The 20,316-nt window shown below is 69.0% G+C and carries 5 protein-coding genes; all 5 read right to left on the reverse strand.

Features of this window, described 5'->3' with window-relative positions:
- The 5 genes from AC07OK_RS07735 to AC07OK_RS07755 all read right to left on the reverse strand — a co-directional run bounded on the left by AC07OK_RS07735 (position 1) and on the right by AC07OK_RS07755 (position 20,311).
- Complete coding sequence (locus AC07OK_RS07735) at positions 1-4,380, reverse strand: beta-ketoacyl synthase N-terminal-like domain-containing protein (RefSeq protein WP_494689764.1); 4,380 nt, start codon at positions 4,378-4,380, stop codon at positions 1-3.
- Positions 4,370-11,554, reverse strand: a complete 7,185-nt coding sequence (locus AC07OK_RS07740; protein WP_494689765.1) for an SDR family NAD(P)-dependent oxidoreductase — start codon at positions 11,552-11,554, stop codon at positions 4,370-4,372. The genes AC07OK_RS07735 and AC07OK_RS07740 overlap by 11 nt, the downstream gene beginning before the upstream one ends.
- Before the next feature lie 320 nt (positions 11,555-11,874).
- Complete coding sequence (locus AC07OK_RS07745) at positions 11,875-12,732, reverse strand: FecR family protein (RefSeq protein WP_494689766.1); 858 nt, start codon at positions 12,730-12,732, stop codon at positions 11,875-11,877.
- A 32-nt stretch (positions 12,733-12,764) separates the two neighbouring features.
- Positions 12,765-14,351: a ShlB/FhaC/HecB family hemolysin secretion/activation protein gene (locus AC07OK_RS07750; RefSeq protein WP_494689767.1), complete on the reverse strand. Its 1,587-nt coding sequence runs from the start codon at positions 14,349-14,351 to the stop codon at positions 12,765-12,767.
- A gap of 149 nt (positions 14,352-14,500) precedes the next feature.
- Complete coding sequence (locus AC07OK_RS07755; protein WP_494689768.1) at positions 14,501-20,311, reverse strand: beta strand repeat-containing protein; 5,811 nt, start codon at positions 20,309-20,311, stop codon at positions 14,501-14,503.
- Between the last annotated feature and the right edge of the window lie 5 nt (positions 20,312-20,316).

Genomic DNA, 20,316 nt, shown 5'->3' on the forward strand with positions numbered 1-20,316 from the left:
TTAGTGTTCCATTGCTTCGCGCACCCAGCTGATGACGTACCCGTCCTTGTGGCGGCGCGCGCTGAAGCGTGCCCCCTCCACCTGCCCGCTCCAGCCGGCGCCGCTGCGGTCGACCGCGCGCACCCGTATCCTGCGCGGTGCGCCGGCCAGACCATGCCCCTGGCATTTGCCCCAGGCTTCCTTCGCGGTCCAGAACAAGGTTTGCCAGAAAGCGCGCTCCGCCGCCGGTTGCGCCGCGAAGAAGGCGATTTCCTCGGCGTCGTAGTTCAGCTGTTCAAATGCCGCGCTGCGCGGCTCGATCAACTCGACGTCGACCCCCACGCGCCGATCGCCGCCGACCAGCACCACGGCGATGTCGGGCTTGTGGCTGATCGACAGCGCCAGCGGCGCGGCCTGGCCCGCCACCAGGCCCAGCGGGACGCCCCGCTCGTCATGGCCGATCTCTATCTCCGACGGGAACAGCGTGGCAATGTCGCGGTGCTCGGCCAGCCATTGCTTGAGGCCGTCCTTGGCCGCGACCATGCCGCGCAGCAGCGCGTTGCGCTGCGCGATCGTCTTGCTGGACTCGACCCGCTCGATTTCCTTCCCGGTCAGATAGCTCTTGGTCAGCATCACCCGCGTCCAGTTGGAGCGGAACGCCAGATCGAAGACAAACAGGCCGTCGTCGAGCTGCTCGCTGATCGGGTTCAGGCGCTCCGGCGTGCGGAAGATGGCAAACAGCGAGGGATCGGCGCTGAAGCGGCGGCCGGTGAATGCGCTGACACGCACCATGACCCGTCCATCCCGTATCAGTTCAAGGTCGTACACGAACTCGGTCTCGCTGATCGCGCGGGTGGCGACCCGGCAGTCGTAACGCTGCGACGGGTCGCGCAACGCCGCCAGCGGCGCAAAGAATTCCAGCTTGCCGATCTTGAGCGGCAGCACCACATTGTCCACATCGTAGTGCGAGCAGAACCACACGCCGGCCACCTGGAAGGCGCTGTCGACCAGCGCGCCCAGGCCGCCGGCCGCCATCACCACGCCGTCGATGCCCGCCGCATCCATCGCCCCCAGGTGCTTGACGCCCTGGTACATCGGACCGTGGAACAACCAGCGGTCCCGGTAGATCTCGTCGAGCTGCAAGGGGAAAGGCGGAACGTGGGCTGGGCGCGCGGCCGGCATGGCCGCCGCTGGCGGCGCCGCCGGCCGCTCGCTCACTTCCACCTGGCAGGAGAAGCGGTCTTCGACCACCACCGCATACAGGTTCGCCGCCTTGCGGTACACGCGCGCCTCCAGCGCCAGCGGGCCGCGCACCTCCACGAAGCGGAAGGAAAACACCTTGTGGACCGCGCTGATGCTGCAGGCCGGCAGATACTCGGCGATCAGCGCGCACGCCAGTTCGATCATCATCGTCATCGGCACCACGGCTGAACGCTCGGCGATCGGGCGGCCAACGTGGGACTGGTAGATCTCGTGGTCATACAGCTCAGGGTAGCGGTCGTGATCGATCGCTATGGTCTGGCGATAGACCACCTCGTCCGGCCCCGCCGCCGCGACCGCTGGCGGCAACGGCGGCGCGGCCGCGCCGAAGGCCGTCATGACGTCGCGCTGCGCAGCGCGGAACAGCTCCATGCTGGCCGCATGCAGGCCGCCATAGCCTTGTGTATCCGGCGCATCCGGCGCGGCCGTGCTCAGCCCGGCGGCCAGGAAGCCCAGGTCGGGCATGCCGGACAGTTCGCACAGGCCCGGTTCCAACGACATCGGCGCGCTGCGCGACGCCGGCGCGGCCGGGCCGCTGGCGTACGCCGGCTGGCAGCGCAGGCCGAAGCGCTCGAAATCGACCGCCCGCCCTTCCGCAAACAGCCCGGCCGCCGCCCTGCGCATCATCTGCTCGGTGCTCTTGTCGGCGCCGGCGGCGTCGAGCGTCATGAAATCGCCGCCCTTGAGGGTGTCGGCGACGAAGCCGCTCAGGCCGGCATTGCCGAGTTGCAGGAAGACGCGGAAACCGTCGCCATGCATCCGGTCGATCAACTCCCGGAAGCGCACCGGCGAGGCCATGTTGTCGATGATGACTTCCTTGATCCCTGCGGCCTCGCTCGGGTAAGGCCCGGCCAGGCTGGAAGACCACAGCGGCACCGCCGGTTCGGACAGCGTGATGCCCTCGACCAGCGGCCGGATGCTGTGCAGCGTGGCACGGATGAAGGGCGTGTGGGACGCCGCTTCAATGCCCATATTGACCGACAGGATGCCCTGCTCGCGCAGGCGCAATTGCGCCAGTTCCAGGCCGGCGGCGGTGCCGCAGATGACGCTGTGTCCCGGGCAGTTATCGACCGCGACGGCCACGCCATCCACGCCGTCCAGCAAGGTGCGCAGGCGATCGGCGCCGCACCAGGCGGCGACCAGGAAGTAACCCTTGCCCATCACCCCGTCCTGCAAGGCCAGCAGGCGCTCGACCAGCACTTCCAGCTCGGCCGCGCCGATCATGCCGCTCGACACGCAGGCGATCCATTCGCCCAGCGAATGCCCGGCGATCGCATCGGGCACGACATCGAGCACGCCGAACGCCTGGTACAGGGTATGGGCGGAAAACACGGTCTGCAGGCTGCTGCTGACCAGCGCGTCCCCCTGCTTGGCCGACAGCTGGCGCAGATCGAGGCCGAAGCGCCGCGCCAGGTCGCAAAAGTCGGGGTTGACCTGGTTGCCCAGGCCGGGAAACAGGAAAGCCAGCTTGCCACCGGCGCCGAGCAGGCCCTCGGGCGTGAAGAAGATATCCTGCTTGCCGCGCCAGGCCAGGCCGGCGGCGACGATGCGGCCGGCCTTGGCCAACCGCTCGGGCGTGGGCGCGAACAGCACCAGCCGGCACGGGCCGGCGCCCGCATGCAACGCGCCGCGCTCCAAGTCCGCCAGCATGCTGGCCGGATCGGGCCGCGACATCACCAGCGCCAGCTCCTCCGACGCCAAGGTGCGCAGCTCCAGCGCGACGGCCGCGCTGACCCGCGCCGGCCGCGCCGGCGGTCCGCTCAACACCAGATGGGCATTGATGCCGCCAAAGCCGAAGGCGCTCACCCCGGCCACGCGGGGTGCGCCGTCGGCCCACGGCAGGCTGTGCGCCGGCACATGGAAGCCCTGGGCGGCCAGGTCGGCCCGCAGCTCGCGGCAATGTAGGGACGGCGGCAGCACGCCGTCGCGCAGCGCGCAGGCGGTCTTGATCACGCTGGCGATGCCGGCCGCGCCCAGCGTGTGGCCGATCATCGACTTGACCGAGCCGAGCGCGACGCGACGCCCCTGCATCGACGGTCCGAAAAAGCGCAGCAGCGAGGCGCTTTCGACCTCGTCGCCGCGCGGCATGCCGGTGCCGTGGCATTCGATATAGCCGGCCTGGCCGGGATCGATGCCGGCCTGGCGCCAGGCCGCCGCGAACGCCGCGACCTGGCCGTCGGACGACGGCGCCAGCAGGCTTTCGGCGCGACCGTCGCTGCGGCTGCCGACGCCTTCGATGACGGCGTGGATGCGGTCGCCCTGGGCCAGCGCCGCCGCCAGCGGCTTGAGCACCACCAGGCCGGCGCCCTCGCCCAGCAGCAGGCCGTCGGCGCCGCGGTCGAACGGCCGTATCTGTTCCTGGCGCGACAGCGCGCCGATATTGGTAAACATCGACCAGTAGCCCTGGGTCAGCGGCAGGTGCACGCCGCCGGCCAACATCAGTTCGCAGCGCCCCTGCTCCAGCTGCAGCATGGCGTTCTCGATCGCCACCAGCGACGAGGCGCAGGCGGCGTCGAGGATGTAGCTCGGCCCGCACAGATTGAGCCGGTTGGCCAGGCGCGAGGCGGCAAAGCCCGGCACCAGGTTGCGCGTCAGGCTGTTCTGGAAGCCGGCCTGGCGCTGCTGCACGAAGCGCTCGGCGAACGCGTCCAGCTGGTCCGGCGCCAGGCCCGGAAAGCTGTCGCGCAGGCTCTGGCGCAGTTGCGGCAGCAGCTTGATGCGGTCCAGATAGCGCATCGTCACCGGGCCGATCGGCATGGTCCGGCCCAGGATCACGCCGATCGGCAGCGCCAGCTGCTCGTGGCCGCTGCGCGCAATGCCGGCGTCGGCCAGCGCGCGCCTGGCCAGGTCGAGCATCAGGAACTGGTCCGCCTCGGCCTCCTCGACCTCGCGCGGGACGATGCCGTAGGCGAGCGGATCGAAACTCAGGTCCGTCACCACGCCGCCGCGCCCGCAATACGTGCGTTCCAGCGAGGGCGCGCTGCCCGCCGCGTAGAAGGCGGACTGCGTGCCCCAGCGCTGCGCCATCGGATAGGCGCCGATGGCGTCCACGCCGTCGCGGATATTGCGCCAGAACGATTCCAGGTCGGGCGCCTGGGGAAAGCGGCAGGCCATGCCGACGATGGCCGCCTTAAACGCCATGGTGCACGCCCTCCATATCGGCCAGCGCACCCGGCCCGGCTTCCTCGTTCCAGAACAAGGCCTCGTCCCTGGCGCAGGTGACGATCACCCGGCCCGAGCGCTTGCCGGCGGCCAGCTCGTCGAACAGGAAGTCCACGCCTTCGCGGCGGCGGATGGCGTGGATGCCCATGCCCTCCAGGTGCTTTTGCAGCGTCGCGTCGATCATGCCGGCGCCCTCCCACGGCCCCCAGTTGACCGACAGGTAGTGGCCGTCCCGGCTGGCGTTGAGCGCCATCGCGCGCTTGTCCAGATAGGCGTTGGCGGCCGAATAATCGGTCTGGCCGCGATTGCCCAGCGTCGCCGAAATGCTGGAGAAGAACACGAAGAACTGCGGCTCCGTCAAGCGGTCCAGGCTGTCGAGCAGGTTTTCCAGGCCGGCCGCCTTGGTCCGGTACACCCGCGCCACCGAGGCTTCCTGCTTGTCCTTGAGGAAGCGGTCGTCGAGCACGCCGGCGCCGAACAGCACGCCGTCGATGCGGCCGTAGCGCGCCATCACCTCGCGCAGCGCGGCGTCGACCTGCTGCGGCTCGATGACGTCGACGCTGCGGTACATGACCTCGCTGCCATGGCCCTCGAGTTCCGCCAGCGTCGCCCGCATCTGTTTTTCCGCCAGCAGTTGCTGGACCGCTGCTTCGATGGCGCGCGCCGGCGCCGCATCGCCCCGCTGTGCCAGCAGGGCCGCGCGCAACTGGCGCGCCGTATCGAGGCCGGGGAAGGGATCGGGACCGGCCGGCAGCGGCGAGCGCCCCAGCAGCACGATGCGGCAACGGTAACGCTCGGCAAAGGCGGACGCGAACCAGCTGGTGATGCCCTTGGCGCCGCCGACGATGACGACCACGGCCTCGGCATCGAGCCGCAGGGCCGCCGGCAGCGCGGGTTCGGGCTCGGGCCGGCGCGGCAAGGCCTGGCGCACATGGCGCAGCTGGTCGCAATAGGCCACCGGCTGGGCCAGGATCTCGGCCTCGCTGAGGATTTCGTCCAGCACGCGCTCGGCCAGCGCCGCGGCGCCGAGCGGCGCGGCGTCGTGCAGGATCAGCGGACGGATCATGCGCACCTTGGGCCATTCCCAGCGCAGGCTCACCAGCATGCCGCTGGCGCCGCTGCCGGCCGAGGGCGCGTGGTAGCGGCCATCGGCGTGGCGCAGCGGCGCCGGGTCGAGCTGGATCGCCAGCACCGTATCGATGCGGCTGGCGTCGCAGGCGCGCAAGGCATGGAACAGCTCCAGCACGTCCTGATAGGCGTCGTCGTCGCGGTTGAAATACAGCAGGCCGTTGGTGTCGAGCTCCAGCCCGGCCGCCAGCGTGGCCCGCTCCAGCGGCTCCAGGCGCGCGCCGCGCGCGGCCAGCCGCGCGCGCAAGGCCTCGAACTGCGCCGGCGTGGCGCCCACGCAATGCAAGGTCTTGCCGTCGAGGCTGACGGGCGGCGACGGCAGCAGCGGCTTGGCCGCATAGCTGACCTCCAGCACCCGCAGCGGCACCGCCGGCGCGGCCGGGGCGACTGCGGCGACCGGGGTGACTGCGGCCGCCGGGGCGGCGGCCGGCGTCAACTGGGCGGCCAGCCATGCGCTGATGCCGCGCAGCGTCTTGATCTTCGAGACCTGTTCCAGGAAGCGGGCCGCGTCCTCGCCGGCCTGGTCGGCCGCGCCGGCGTTGGCCAGGCCGAGCTGCTGGCCTATCTCGGACAGCAATTCAACCCGCTTGATCGAGTCGATGCCGAGATCGGCCTCCAGGTCCAGATCGGCGTCGATCATCTCTTCGGGATAGCCGGTGCGCTGGCAGATCAGCAGCTTGAGCCGGGCTTCGATCGCGGCCGGCTCGCAGGACTGCGGCGCGGACGCGACCGGTTGCGCCGCCGGCGGCGCCGCCGCGGCGTTGCGCTGCACGTAAGCGGCCAGCCAGTCGCTGATGCCGCTCAAGGTCTTGAGCTTGGACACTTCTTCCAGGAACTGCGCTGCGCCGTCGCCCAACTGGCCGGACGACGCGGCATCGGCCACGCCCAGGGTCTGGCCGATTTCAGCCAATAGCTCGACCCGCTTGATCGAGTCGATGCCGAGATCGGCCTCCAGGTCGAGACCGGCTTCGATCATGTCCTCGGGATAACCGGTGCGCTCGCAGATCAGGCGCCTGAGCCTGGCTTCGATGCTGGCGCGGTCGGCCAGCGGCGCGGCCGTGGCAATGGCGCTGGCGGTGGCTGGCGCAGCAGGCGCGGCGGGGCCGGCCGCCGCGCTGGCGCGCGCACGCGGCGCGGCCTGCGGCGCCGGGGCCGCGCCCAGGTAGCCCAGCATCACGTCGCGCTGCTGCTGGACGTAGTGATCGAGACTGTCGAAATAGCTGCGCATCACCGCCGCGCGCTCGTCCGCGTCGAGCGGCGCCGGCGCCGCGCCCACCAGCGCCAGCGGTTTGCTCAGCGCCGGATCGTAGGCATGGGCCGGCAGCTTGCCTTGAAGCGGCCAGGCATGCTGGCCGTTGACCGCCCACAACGTGGCCGGCAAGGCCTTGGGCGCGGCCAGCTCGAGCCGGCGCAGGCGGCGCTGCGCGAACAGCGCGCCCAGCGACAGCGGCACGCCCAGCGTGGCCAACCGGGCCAGCGCCTGCATCAGGCCCTTGAGCGGCGGCGCGTCGCGCAGCAGCAGCGGCACGGTCTGGACCGCGGCGCCATCGAGTATGCTGCCGACCAGCGCACACAGCGCGCCGCCGGCGCCCACTTCGACAAAGGTCCGCACGCCGCCCTGCTCATGCATGGCGCGTATCATCGCGTCGAAGCGCACCGGCGCGGCGATCTGGCGGCCCAGGCGGTCGGCCAGGTCGGCCGGCGCGATGTCCTGCGGATACGGGGCGGCGTGTTGGTTGGACCACACGGTCCGGTCCGGCGCGGCCAGCGGCAACTGCCCCAGGCAGGCGGAAAAATGCGCGGCCGCACCGGCCAGCGCGCGGCTGTGGAAGGCGCAGGCGACCGGCAGCAGGCGCGCGCGCACGCCGTCCCGCTGGAAGGCGCCCAGGGCCGCCTCGATGGCGGCGCTCGGCCCGGCCAGCACGGTCTGGCGCGGCGCGTTCAGGTTGGCGATGTCCAGTTCGCCCAGCTGGCCCAGCACCGCCTGCACCAGCGCCTGGTCGCCCTCGACCGCCAGCATGGCGCCGCGGTCGTCGCCGTCGAAGCTGCCCAGGATGCTGTCGGCGCGCTGGCGGCTCACTTGCAGCAAGCTGCCGGCGGCCAGGCTGCCTGCATGGCACAGCGCGCTCACTTCGCCGAAACTGTGGCCGGCCAGATGGTCGGCCTCGATGCCCAGCGAGCGCAACACCTGCGCCGCCGCCAGGCTGACGGCGGCCAGCGCCGGCTGCGCCATGCGGGTGTCGGTCAGCGCGCTGGCCTGGGCGGCGCGCTGCTCATCGGAAAATGCGCTCGGCGGATACATCGCCGCGCACAGCGCCGCCTGCCCGGCCAGGTGCGCGCGGGTGGCGGGGAAGTAGGTGAACAGGTCGGCGCCCATGCCGGCGAACTGGCTGCCCTGGCCGGGGAACAGGAAGGCCAACGGGCCGGCCAGCGGCGCACCGCCGCCGACATGGACGCCGAGCGGATCGGCCTGTCCCTGGGCGGCGCGGACCAGCCGGGCCGCCAGCTCGTCGACGCTGGCGGCAACCACGGCCAGCCGCACAGGTCCCTCGCCCTCGTTGTCCAGATGGTGGCTATAGGCCAGGTCGCACAGACGCTGCTGGCGGCCGGCGGCCAGGCATGCCTGCAAGCGCGCGACCTGCTGGGCGGCCTGGGCGGCGCTGTCGCCACGGAACAGGAACAGCTCGCAAGGCCAGACCTGCGGCGCGGCCGGCGTGGCCGCGACCTGATCGGCGTCGCCGCGGTCGATCACCAGGTGGTAGTTGGTGCCGCCGAAGCCGAAGGCGCTGACGCCGGCCGCGCGCGCCGGCGCCAACCAGGGCGTGGTACGCGACAGGAAATAAAAGGCGCTGCGCTCCTGGCGGTAGTACGCGTTGGGCTGCTGCAGGTGCAAGGTGGGCGGCAGCAAGCCCTGGTCGACGGCATACGCCGCCTTGATCAGGCTGGCGATCCCGGCGGCGCATTTGGTGTGGCCGATCTGGGTCTTGACCGAACCCAGCGCGCAACTGGCGGGGGCGCTGCCGGCGCCGGCAAACACGCTCTCCATCGACGCCAGCTCGGTGCGGTCGCCCACCACGGTGCCGGTGCCGTGCGCTTCGAGCAGGCCGACCTCGGCCGGCGAGACGCCGGCGCGCCGGTAGGCCCGGTTCAGCGCGCGCTGCTGTCCCTGCTGGCGCGGCGCGGTCAGGCCCAGCGACTTGCCGTCGCTGGCGCCGCCGATGCCGCGGATCACCGCATACACATAGTCGCCGTCGGCCAGCGCGTCCTCGTAGCGCTTGAGCACCACGGCGCCGGCGCCCTCGCCCAGCGCGATGCCGTCGGCCGTGGCGGAAAAACTGCGGCACTTGCCGCTGCCCGACAGCGCGTGGGTGCTGGAAAACATCAGGTAGTCATGGATGCCGTTGTGGAAATCGACGCCGCCGGCGATGGCCATGTCGCTTTCGCCGTAGCGCAATTCCTTGATGGCCGCGTCGACCGCCGCCAGCGACGAGGCGCAGGCGGCATCGACGGTGAAGTTCTGGCCGCCCAGGTCGAGCCGGTTGCTGATCCGGCCCGACACCACGTTGCCCAGCACGCCGGAAAAACTGTCTTCCGTCAGGCGCGGCAACGCCGCCAGCGCCTGGCCCAGCGCCGGTTCCGGCAGCAATTGCGGCAGCGCGATGCGCAGGCCGTAGGCGCCGGCGATGTCGGCGCCCGGCTCGACGCCGAAGATGACCGAGGTGCGCTCGCGGTTGAAGGCGCGCTCGCCGTAGCCGGCGTCCTGCAGGGCCTGCTGGGCCACCAGCAGGCCGGCCAGCTGGGCCGGATCGATCGAGCCCAGGCTTTGCGGCGGAATGCCGAACTGGGCCGGGTCAAAATGGAAGTCGGGGATGAAGCCGCCCCACTTCGAATTGGTTTTCTCGCCGGCGGCGCCGCTCGACTTGGGGTCGTAGTACAGCTCCTTGCTCCAGCGCTGCTCCGGCACTTCGGTGACGCTGTCCTTGCCCTCGATGATGTTGGCCCACAATTGCTGCGCCGTCAGCGCGCCGGGGAAGATGCCGGCCATGCCGACGATGGCGATGTTGCAGGACGGACTGGCGCGGCGCCGGCGCGGCGCCGGCCGCGGCTGGTAGTCGCGCAGCAGCTGCGCGCCGGCCGCGATGTCGGCGTGCAGCTCGGCGATGCTGAGCACTTGCTGGCGCAGGCAGGCGACGTCGCCGATCATGTACATGCCTTCGCGCAGCTGGGTCTCGGCGCCGACCTCGGCGACCGCGCCGTCGATGCGTTTCCTGCCCTTGGAGGCGATGCGCAGGTGGCCGGCGTTGAGCTGTTCCAGCGCCAGGAAGATGGCGTCGCGGTCATGGCCCGCGTGCCGCAGGCGCAGCCGCTCGCCCTCCAGGAAATCGATGTAGGGCGTGCGCAGGCAGCGCGTGACATGGCCCGGCTTGGTCTGCACCAGCGCGGTTTCCTTGCTGGCCACGGCCAGCTCCTGGTAGGCGGCCAGGATCGCGCCCTCGCGCACCGCCTCGTCGGTGAACAGATAGGCCGTGCCCATCGAGATGCCGAGCTTGGCGCCCAGCGCCGCCAGCGGCGCGCACATCGCGGCCAAGAGCGCGCCGGACAGGCCGTCGTGCAGGCCGCCGGCGAACAGCAGCGACAGTTCGGCCGTGCCCTCGAATTCCAGCGCGCGCGAGATCTGCCCTTCCCACAAGGTCATCGACGACAGCGGCCCGACGTGGCCGCCGCACTCGCGTCCCTCGAAGACAAAGCGGCGCATGCCGCTGTCGAGGAAACGCTCGAACAGGCCCACGGTCGGGCAATGCAGGAACACCGCGATGCCCTGCTGCTCGAAGGCGCGGGCCTGGTCCGGCCTTCCGCCGGCCAGGATCACATAGGACGGCGCCACGGCGCGCACCAGCTCGGCCTGCGCCTGGTACAGCTCCGGCGGCAGGAAACCGAGCAGGCCGACGCACCAGCGCTTGCCGCGCAGGCGTTCGCGCGCCTCCTCCAGCAGCGGCCGGGCGCGCTCGGGCGGCAGCAGGGCCAGCGCGATCGATGGCAGGGCGCCGGCCTCCGCCACCGCCGCCGCGAAGCCGGGCCGGTCCGACACCTGCGCCATCGGCCCCTGCACCAGCGGATACTGCAAGCCATACTCGCGGGCAAAGGCGGAATCGCGGCCGAACAGCGGTTCACGCCCGGCCTGCCGCAAGTGGCCGTCGATGGCTTGCTCGGTGGCCTGCACCAGCGCGGCGGCGTCGCCGTACAGCGACTGGAACAAGCGGGCCAGCGCCAGGTCCTCGCCGGCCGGCAGCGGTGGGGCCGGGCCGTCCAGCAGCGCCAGCACCTGTGCGCGGTCGGCGTCCTCGGGCACGTCGGGCAGCAGCTTGTGGCGCAGCAGGCGGTAACCGCCCGTCACCGCCGTCTCCGAGCCGTTGACGGCGCTGAAGATCGCGCGCCATTCGGGCTGGCGTGGCGTCGAGGCCATCAGCGCCAGTTGTGCGTCGTACAGCACGCCTTGCGCGCCGGCCAGCACGGCCGCGGCCGCGCCATGCGGCCCCATGCCGCCCTGGGCCCAGTAAGGCAGCGCCAGGCGGCCGCTGGTCTGCTGCAGCAGGATGAAACTGTTGAAGGCGCCCACCCGGCCGCCGCTCTCGGCGCCCTTGAGCACCAGGCCGTCGGCCCCCAGGCGCGCGGCCTGCTCGGCCTCCTCCAGCGACACCACCTGCACCAGGTGGAGGAAACCGGGCACGGCATGGAAAGCGGCCGGCGAGGCGTGCATCAGCACCGTGACGCGCCCGCGCAACGGCGCCAGCGCCGACTCCGGCAAGCGCACGCCTTCGGGGATGCGCAAGCCGAACGGGCCGTCGGCCGCGCGCATCACCCTGTCGAGCGCGCCGCGCGCCTGCTCCCAGTCGCGGCCGGCATCGAGGAAGGCGAATGCGCCCGCGCGCATGAAGTCGCACACCAGGCGGTAGTCGGGCAGTTCGAAGGGCGATACGACCAGGACACGGTTGAGGGTGTCGAGCAAACCAGTCTCACAGTTCATGCTTGTTTTCCTTGCGGTTCGGATGGTAGGTTTATTTCTTAAAACCACTTGTTGCGCGACTGGTCCGCGATCAATACCGTGCTGACGAGCAACATCCTCCGCCGCCGAACTTGCGTATTTTGCATCGTTACTACATATTTCTTCAGTCATGCAAGTGAGGCATGAATTTAATTTATGGACAACATTGCGTCTATGCCGATAAATATCGTGCGGGGCTGGAAATCGGCACAGCACGGGGTGGGACCGGCTGCGCCCATGCCGCGCGCACAAAAAAAAAAGGCCAGGTCGCAGACCTGGCCCTGATGCTGCGCTGCGGCGGTTCAGCGCACTTCGCAATCGATGGTGTTCGACTTGTTCGGGGCGTTGCCGCCGCCCGCGGGACCGGTGCTCTGGTTGAACGCCGGCGGCGGCGCGAACGGGATGCCCGGATTGGCCGGCAGCAGGGCCGGCGGTATCCTCAGGCTCGGCGTGTAGCCGAACTGGCCGGTGCTGAAGTTGCTCGATCCGGAAGGGTTGGTCACATGGATCAAGCCGTCGAGCACCTGCACGTACAGGCCCGGGGGGCGCACACCGCCCGGCGGCGGCGGTGGTGTCAGCTGCGCCAGCATCAGCGGCCGCACCGGCGCGGCCAGCTGGTCCAGCGCGGCGGTGCTGGCCAGGTTGTAGGCCAGGCGCGAGGCCAGCGCCTCCTCGCTCGGCTCGACGATGTCGGCGATGAAGGTGGTGCCGCGGATGCCGATGGTGGCGCTCGGCGTCTTCATGGCGAACTTCTCCTTGTTGCGCTTGCCCAGCAGGCCGGTGACCGAGCGCAGGCCGCCCTTGACCAGGTTGAACGAGGCGCTGTCGGCGTCGGGCTTGCCGGCGTCGTAGCTGAAGTCCTCGACCTTGAAGGTGGTGCCCGGCTTGAGCGTGATCTCGCTGTTGTCGATGAATTTGACCATGGCGTAGGTGTTCTTCTCGGTCACCAGCGTGTCGCCGCTTTCGACTTCGGAGCGCATCGACAGGATGCGCACCACGCCGCCGGCCTTCTTGGCCAGCAGCGGCCCGCTCAGCTGCACGATGGTGCCCGCCACTTGCGCGGCCCAGCCCGCGCCGGCCGCGCCGCACAGCGCCAGCAACAGCAAACCCTGGAACAAGGCCCGGACGAGGTGGGAGTTATTTGGCTGTGGCATTTTCATTTCCAGTACATTTCAGGGTGAACCGCACGCGGTCAGTACGCCAGCCCCAGACGCAGGTGCAGGCGGCTGGCGTTGTCGCGGCCGGTCACGCCGGCGCGGACCACGTGGCCGAAATCGAGTTGCAGGTTGACGTAGGTGGACAGCACGAAACGCGCGCCGACGCCGGTGCTGGCGATGGTGGTGCTGGTGAGCTCCTCGGGCAACGCGTGGTTGCGCCTGGCGTAAGCGGTGTCGTAAAACGCCAGCAGGCGGCAATTCCAGTCGGCGTGGGTGCACAGATTGGGCGTGTAGGCTTCCAGGTTGACGCCCAGGCCGGAGTCGTTGGAAATCTCGCGTTCGACGAAGCCGCGCACCGAGGTCGCGCCGCCGGCGCCGAACTGTTCGCCGGGGATCAGCGCATCGCTGCTGTACTGGCCGTTGAGGATGGCGCGCAGCTGCCAGTCCTTGGCCAGCGCGCGGGTCAGGCTGCCGGCCACGCGCAGCATGGTGTAGTCGGCCTTGGCGCCGGCGCGGGCCAGCGTGAACGCGGCCTGGTCGCCCTTGGCGCCGCCGGCGATATTGCGCAGCAAGGTCAGCTGGCCGCTCAGCTCGCCCTGCTTGATCGGCAGCGTGGCCTGGTAAGCGATGCTCAGCGGATGCACGGTCACATCGTTGCCCAGCTCCTGGCCCTGCAACTGCACGCTGTTCTTGAAGGCCTTGTAGTCGACGCCGTAGCTCAGCTTGGATTCGAGCTCGCCGCGCTTGGCCAGGCTCTGGTTGTAGCGCGCGCCGTACACCGCGCCCTTGCCGCTGACGGCCAGGTTGACCGCGCCGGCCGACACGGTGCCGGAATCGACGTTGGAATAGCTGGCGAAGAAGTCCAGCGAGTCGCCCAGCGCGTACAGCGGGATGTGATAGCCGGCGCCATACACCTTGACGCGGCCCGGTTCCTCGGCCGAGGTGGTGTACTGCAGCGAGGCCAGGTGATCGCGGTTGAACAGGTTGGCGTTTTGCAGGATGAAGCCGACGTGGGTCTTGCCGGTCTGCTGGGTGCCGGTGTTGTCGACGTTGGCCATGGCTTTCCAGATGGACTGATCCTTGACCTCCAGCACGGCGTCGACCTCGTCGTCCTTTTCACCGCTTTGCAGCTTGAGGGTGACTTCCTTGGCCGGACTCTCGTTGCCCTGCTTCAGATTGGCCGAGACCGCCTTCAGGTCCGGCGTCCGGCCCTCCTGCAAGGCGGGCAGGCTGCGGCGGATATTGTTCTCGTCGACATACCGATTGTTCTTCACACTGATGCGGCCGATGCGCGTTTCCACCACCCGCAGCAGCACCACGCCGCGGTTCAGTTCCTGCTCCGGCAGCTCGATCGTCACGACGTTGTAGCCGCGCTCGTGGTAGACCGCTTCCAGCGCTTCGAGCGCCCTTTGCACGTCGCCGAAATCGCGCTCCTTGCCGGCGAACTTGGCCAGCAGCGCATCGACCTGCGCCGGCGGCAACAGGGTGTTGCCCTTGACCTCGAAACGGGTGATCTCGAAACGGATGACGGCATTGTCGTCCGCCGGCTGGGCCGCCCAGGCCGATGTCACGGCGGCGGCAAGAAGGGAACCTGCTAATAGGCGCGTTAAGCTATATCTCATGGGTTCGCTCGTAGTATGGGGCGCGTGGAATTTGCCACGCACTTTCGATGCTAGCATAGCCCTTATATACAATGCCTATTTGAAAGATTGAAATTGATAGTGCCGGGGCCGAGTGTTGGATTTCGGCGCACAAACGGCCCGGCGCGGCATCAGTTGCAATACATCTTCTTGGTCGGCTCGCTCTTGCTGGCGAGCACGTCGACCTTGTTGGCGGACTTATCCTTTTCATCGGGCACTTTGTCGTCCGGTTTGGTCGTGCCACCGCTGCTGCCGGTGCTGGTGGTGCTGGTGGACGCGGTGCTGGTGTCCGGCGGCGTGGTGACGGCTGGCGCCTTGAGGACGCCCCCCTGGACCTGGGTGACCGTGTTGATGATGTTGACCGTGGAGTTCAACGCCTGCGCCACCGGCGTCGAGGTCTGGTTGGCGGCTGCCGCAGCGGCGGCGTCGGCGGCGGCCTTGGCGGCGGCAGCGGCGGCAGCCTTGGCGGCGGCCTCCGCAGCGGCATTGGCGGCGGCATTGGCGGCGTCGGTGGCAGCCTTGGCGGCGGCATCGGCGGCGGCCTTGGCGGCAGCATCGGCGGCGGCCTGGGAGGCGGCTTGGGCGGCGGCGGCATCGGCGGCAGCCTTGGCGGCGGCGTCGGCAGCGGCCTGGGCGGCAGCGGCCTTGGCGGCAGCGTCGGCTGCGGCTTTGGCGGCGGCATCCGCTGCGGCCTTGGCGGCGGCGTCGGCGGCGGCCTTGGCGGCGGCGTCCGCAGCAGCGGCGTCGGCGGCGGCTTTGGCAGCGGCATCGGCGGCGGCTTTGGCGGCAGCGTCGGCCGCGGCCTTGGCGGCGGCGGCGTCGGCGGCAGCCTTGGCATCGGCCGCGGCCTTGGCGGCAGCGGCGGCGGAGGCTTGGGCGGCGGCTGTGGCGGCACTGCCGGAGTCTATGCTCGGCGAGGTGTTGCTGCCCAGGGTGACGGACGAGGCACTCACCGAGCCGAAAGGCGCAGCCAGCACCACTTGCGCGCCGTTGCTGTTGATCGTGGTGGCGCTACCGACGCTGATGCTGCCGTTGGTGGCGACCGCCGAGATGCTGCCAGTCGGCGAGCTCACGTTCAACAGGCCGCCCAGCACGATGTTATTGGTCGCCACCAGATTGATCGAGTTGGCCGCGTTCAGCACCGCTGCGCCGGCCAAGGTGATATCGGTGCTGGCCAACAGCGCGATGTCGGTGCCGATCAGGCTGTCGTTGATGGTGATCGGGCTGTGCGCGGTGAGCGACACTTTGCCGTTGTAGGCGTGGATGGTGCCGCCGGTATGGATGCCGCCGTGGTTGTCGATGATGATGTTGCCGTTGGTGGTGGTCAGCACACCGAGCGCCAGCTCGCCGCTGCTGACGGTGTTGTTGAGCTGGATGCTGCCCGAGCCGTTGTAGGCCGTGAACGCGCCGACATGGTTGCCGGTGTTGGTCAGCGTGATGCCGTTGTAGGCCGTCGCGTGCAGACTGTCGGTCACCAGCGGGCCGGTCTGCGTGATCGCCCCGCCGCCCTCGCCCGCGATGAGGGTGATGCCGTTTTGCGCCCGCACGGCGCCGATCGCGATGTTGCCGCTGCTGTAGACGTTGAGCGAACCGCTCATGTCGATGCTGCCGTTGGTTTGCGTCAGGTTGCTGACGGTGAGGTTGGCGGCGCTGTTGGTGCCGCTCAGCACGCCGCTGGCCAAGGTCAGGTAGCTGGCGTCCATGAGGCCGTTGAGCACCAGGCTGCCGCCGTTCAGGTTGAGCGTGGCGCCGGTCAGGTAGGACTTGCCGCCGCTGCCGGTGACGGTCAGCGCGCCGCCGGTCAGCGCCAACTGGCTGCCGCTGCCGACCGCCATGTTCGCCAGCGTCGTGTTGCCGGCGCTGGCGTCGTAGGTGATGGTGCCGGCGCCGCTGCCGATGGCGGCCATCAGTACATTGGCGCCGTCCGGTGCGATGTTGTCCAACCAGTTGCCGGCGGCGCTCCACAAGCCGCCGCCGCTGCCGGTCCAGGTCGATACCGGACGCGCGGTGATCGTGCCTTTGACGCCGGCGAACGTGTAGTTGCCGGCGTCGGCGCCGGTCAGGCTGAGCGGGCTGCCGCCGATGGTGACGGTTTTGTTGACGCCGACATTCTTGTCGGCATAGCTGACGCTGCTGCCTTCGTTGATGAACAGCGAGACCGCATTGAGCGGGCCCTCCGGTATACCCAGCACGCCGCCCAGCGTGGCGCCGGACAAGGTGGCGCTGGCGCTGTTGTTGTACTGGCGGCTGGCCAGTGTCACCGTCAGCGTGGCCGGCGTGATGTTGGCGGTCAGCCCGCTCGGCATGCCGGTCACCATGTAGTTGCCGCCGTCGGTGCCGCCCAGCGTGAAGCCGGTGGCCATCACGTTCTTGCCGGTGCCAACGTTGCGGCTATCGAAGGTGCCGCTGCCGGCGGTCACGGTCACCACATCGCTGCCGAGCACGCCGGTCAGCGCGCCATTGGCCACATTCAGTGTCGCCAGCGTGCCGTACTGGCTGGCGGCCGGATTCCAGTCCATGTTGTACACGCGGTTGTTGGCCGTAACGTTGCCGACGGTGAGCGGGGCTTTGGCGATCTCGGTCATCAGATTGCTCGGCGAGACCAGCAGGTAGTTGCTGGCATCGTCGCCGCTCAGGGCGAAGTTCCCCAACCCAACGATCACCAGCTTGCTCGCGCCGGCGCTCTTGTTCTCGAGCGTGGCGGTGCCGATGGTACCGGTCAGCGTCACGTCGTCACCGTAGATCGGGGTCACCGATGCGGTGCCGTTGAGCGTGATGTTGCCGGTGGTGCCGTCGTAGGTGCGGCCAGTGGCGCTCAGGCCGCTGAGTGGCAGCTTGGCCTGATTGATGGTGCCGGTGCCGGTGACGTTGCCGCCCTCGTTCGTATCCAGCGCGTAGTTGCCGTGCGGGTTATTGGTCAGCGTCGGACTGGTGACGGTGATGGTCTTTCCGGTGCCGGCGGTCTTGCTGGCAAAGTTAAAGGTGCCGCTGATGCCGGGCGTGTCGCCGTTCACCGTGTTGCCGTAGCTGATGCTGTAGGTGCCGTCGGACGTGCCCTGTACCAGGCTGGTCAGGCGGTCGTAGGTCTTGCTGGCGCTGGTCACGGTGGCGGTGATGTGGCGCGGGGTAATGATCAACGACGTCGAGGAATCATAGATAACATCGTACTTGGTCGAGTACAAGCCGTCGACCTTGTGGGTGCCGAAATTCACTCCGTCGGCGTAGCTCAGCGTACCGTAAATGTCGGCGTGGCTAAACGCCGGCGAGTAGACGAACGGGATGGCGTCATACACCTTGTTGGCGCCACCGCCGGTGATGGTGATCGGCGTCAGGAAACCCCGCAACAGCGGCATCGTGTGGCCTTCATACATGCGCCATACCGACGAACTGCCATCGAAGTCAAAGCCGCTGAAGCTGGCCTGCTGCATCATGTGTTCCGCCGTCAGGCCGACCGCGCCGGCGCTGTCGCTGGTATCACCGGCGGTCTTGAAGAAGCTGGCGGTCACAGAGCCGTGGTTGGCGCCGTCGCCGACCAGCGCGTTGACGACGGCGGTGCTATTGGACTTGACGGCGCCGCTGCTGTACGTCGCGTTCAAGGTCCCGCACGTCCCCATGCCGCCCAGCAGACCGCCGGTGTTACCGGTGCTGCTGGAGGTCTTGCCGGTCACATTGCCCAGCGCGTAGGAATTGCTGATGGCGCCGTTCGAGTAACCTGCCAGGCCGCCGACATTGGCGCCGTTACCGCTGACGTCGGTCTCGATCGCCACGCCGCTGACGGTGGCATACGGGTTAATGTTACCCACCAACGCGCCGGTGTTGTCGTTACCCTCGACCGAACCGCCGCTGAGTTTGACGTCCTTGATGGTGCCCGCGCCCATGTTGGAGATCAGGCCGACCTGGCTGGTGGTCGGGCGATTGATGTAGAGGCCGCTAATGGTCTTGTGGTTGCCGTCGAACGTGCCGGTATAGACGTAATCGATGCCGCCGAACGGCTTGAAGCCGGAGTAGGTGCTGCCGCTGACCAGATTCCAGTGCGCCGTCTGGCTGGCGTCGATATCGTTGTCGAGCACGTAGGAATAGCTGCCCAACAATGATCCCGCCCCTTGCAGGCCGTAGATATCGACCAGATGGTAAGGCGCGGTCGCGCCGTCGCCGCTGATGGCACGCACGAAATGACTGCTGCCGGCGATGCGGAAATCGGTAGCGCTGAAGTTCGGCAGCGTGCCGACTTGCGACCAGTTGCCGGCTTGCAGGTTGAAGATGCCGTTGACGGTCACGCTGTCGGTGGCGGTGATGCTGCTGTTGCTACCGGCACTGAGCGCCAGACCACCTGTGCTAAGCGCCGCTTGCAGCGCGATGTTGCCGGTGGCCGTCAGATTCAGGTTGCCGCCGGTGCCGGTGACGGCGGCCTTGACCATGATGTCGTGATCGGCGGTCAGCGACAGGGTACGGCTAGATGGTAAAGTGATCGCGCTCAGCACCGAGATATCGCCGCCGCTGCTGCCATGCACATTCCCCGTGCTGACCGTCACGTCGCTGGCCAGCAGCGCCGTTTGCAGCACGCTGGTCAGCAGCAGGGAATCCTGCACGGTGCCCGATTCCAGGAAGGCCCCTGCCCCCGGCACCAGATTAAGATTGCCGACCGAATTAGGCATTCCGGGCGAATCGGCGGCGGCGGCGATGTAGACATCGCTAGGATCCAGCAACAGCTTGCCGGTCGCGCCATTCGGCGCGCGGGTGTCGACCGTGCCCTGCATGTCGAGATAGTGGCCGGAGGTTTCGACAAAGCCGCCGTTGCCGCCGTTGGCGCCGCCGCGCGCCGATATGCTGCCGAACATCTGCGTGGCCTGGTCGCTCCAGACGATCACCTTGCCGCCGTCGCCGTTCACCGTGGCGTCGGCCCTGATGACGCTGTCCTTGCCCACATACGCTTGCTGGGCGTTCTGCACCGCCGGGTTCTTGCCCTGGTAATCGCCGCCGACCAGCACCGTGCCGCCGCCGGCCGCGCCGCTGGCGTCGACCACGGCGTTGCCGGTCAGGCCCACCAGCGGACCCAGCACTTGGATATCGCCGCCGGTGTTCAGGTTGCTGCCGGTGGCGCTGGTGCTGCTGCCCGCCTCCAGCAGCGTGGTGCCGCTGGATTTCAGGATGATCTGGCCGTTGGCGCCGCGCACCGCGCTGTTGGCGTTGATGCCGCCGCGCTGGCTCACCAGCGCGCCATACACGCCGACCCGCCCGCCCTGCGCCACGATCTGCCCCAGGTTCAGCGCCTGGTCCACCGGCGCCGACACCACCACCTGCACATTCGGATCCCTGGAATCGAACAGCTGCACGCTGTGGCCGGCCGCCAGCACCACGTCGCCGTTGGGCGCCGAGATCACGCCGCTGTTCTCCACCGCCGGCGCGACCAGGAAGATCTGGCCGCCGGCCGGCGTGGTGATCGTGCCGGCGTTGCTGACCTTGCCCGCTGCGGCGTCGCCGCTGAAGTTGTTTTTGCCGGCCAGGAAGTCGGCGTTCGAGATCGCCAGGCTGGAGGCCACCAGGCCGTTCACATCGACCCGCGAGCCGGCGCCGAACAGCACGCCGTTCGGATTAATCAGGAACACCTTGCCGTTCGATTGCAGCGAACCGAGGATCTGAGTCGGACTCTGGCCGGTGATGCGGTTCAGCACCTTGCTGTCCGCGCTCTGCTGGATGAAGCGGGTGATCTCGTCCGCCGCCACCGAAAAACTTTGCCAGTTGATGATGGTGTTGGGCGTGTTGGTGATCGAATAAGTCTTGCCCTGCAGGTTGAAGCTGGCCTGCCCGGCCACCACGGTCGGGCTGACCGGCGCGGCCTGGGCGCCGGTGTAACAGGCGGCCACCAGCACGGCGATCAGTTTGCGGCGCAGCGGCGCGGTGTGCGCGCGGCGTTGTGGGGAGCGGCTGGTCTCGGCTTTCATAACGG

This window comes from Duganella sp. GW821-FHT07G03, assembly GCF_059418605.1.

Coding starts and splice junctions, on each gene's coding strand:
- AC07OK_RS07755 (WP_494689768.1), bottom strand. CDS start 20,311: ATGAAAGCCGAGACCAGCCGCTCCCCACAACGCCGCGCGCACACCGCG.
- AC07OK_RS07740 (WP_494689765.1), bottom strand. CDS start 11,554: ATGAACTGTGAGACTGGTTTGCTCGACACCCTCAACCGTGTCCTGGTC.
- AC07OK_RS07735 (WP_494689764.1), bottom strand. CDS start 4,380: ATGGCGTTTAAGGCGGCCATCGTCGGCATGGCCTGCCGCTTTCCCCAG.
- AC07OK_RS07745 (WP_494689766.1), bottom strand. CDS start 12,732: ATGAAAATGCCACAGCCAAATAACTCCCACCTCGTCCGGGCCTTGTTC.
- AC07OK_RS07750 (WP_494689767.1), bottom strand. CDS start 14,351: ATGAGATATAGCTTAACGCGCCTATTAGCAGGTTCCCTTCTTGCCGCC.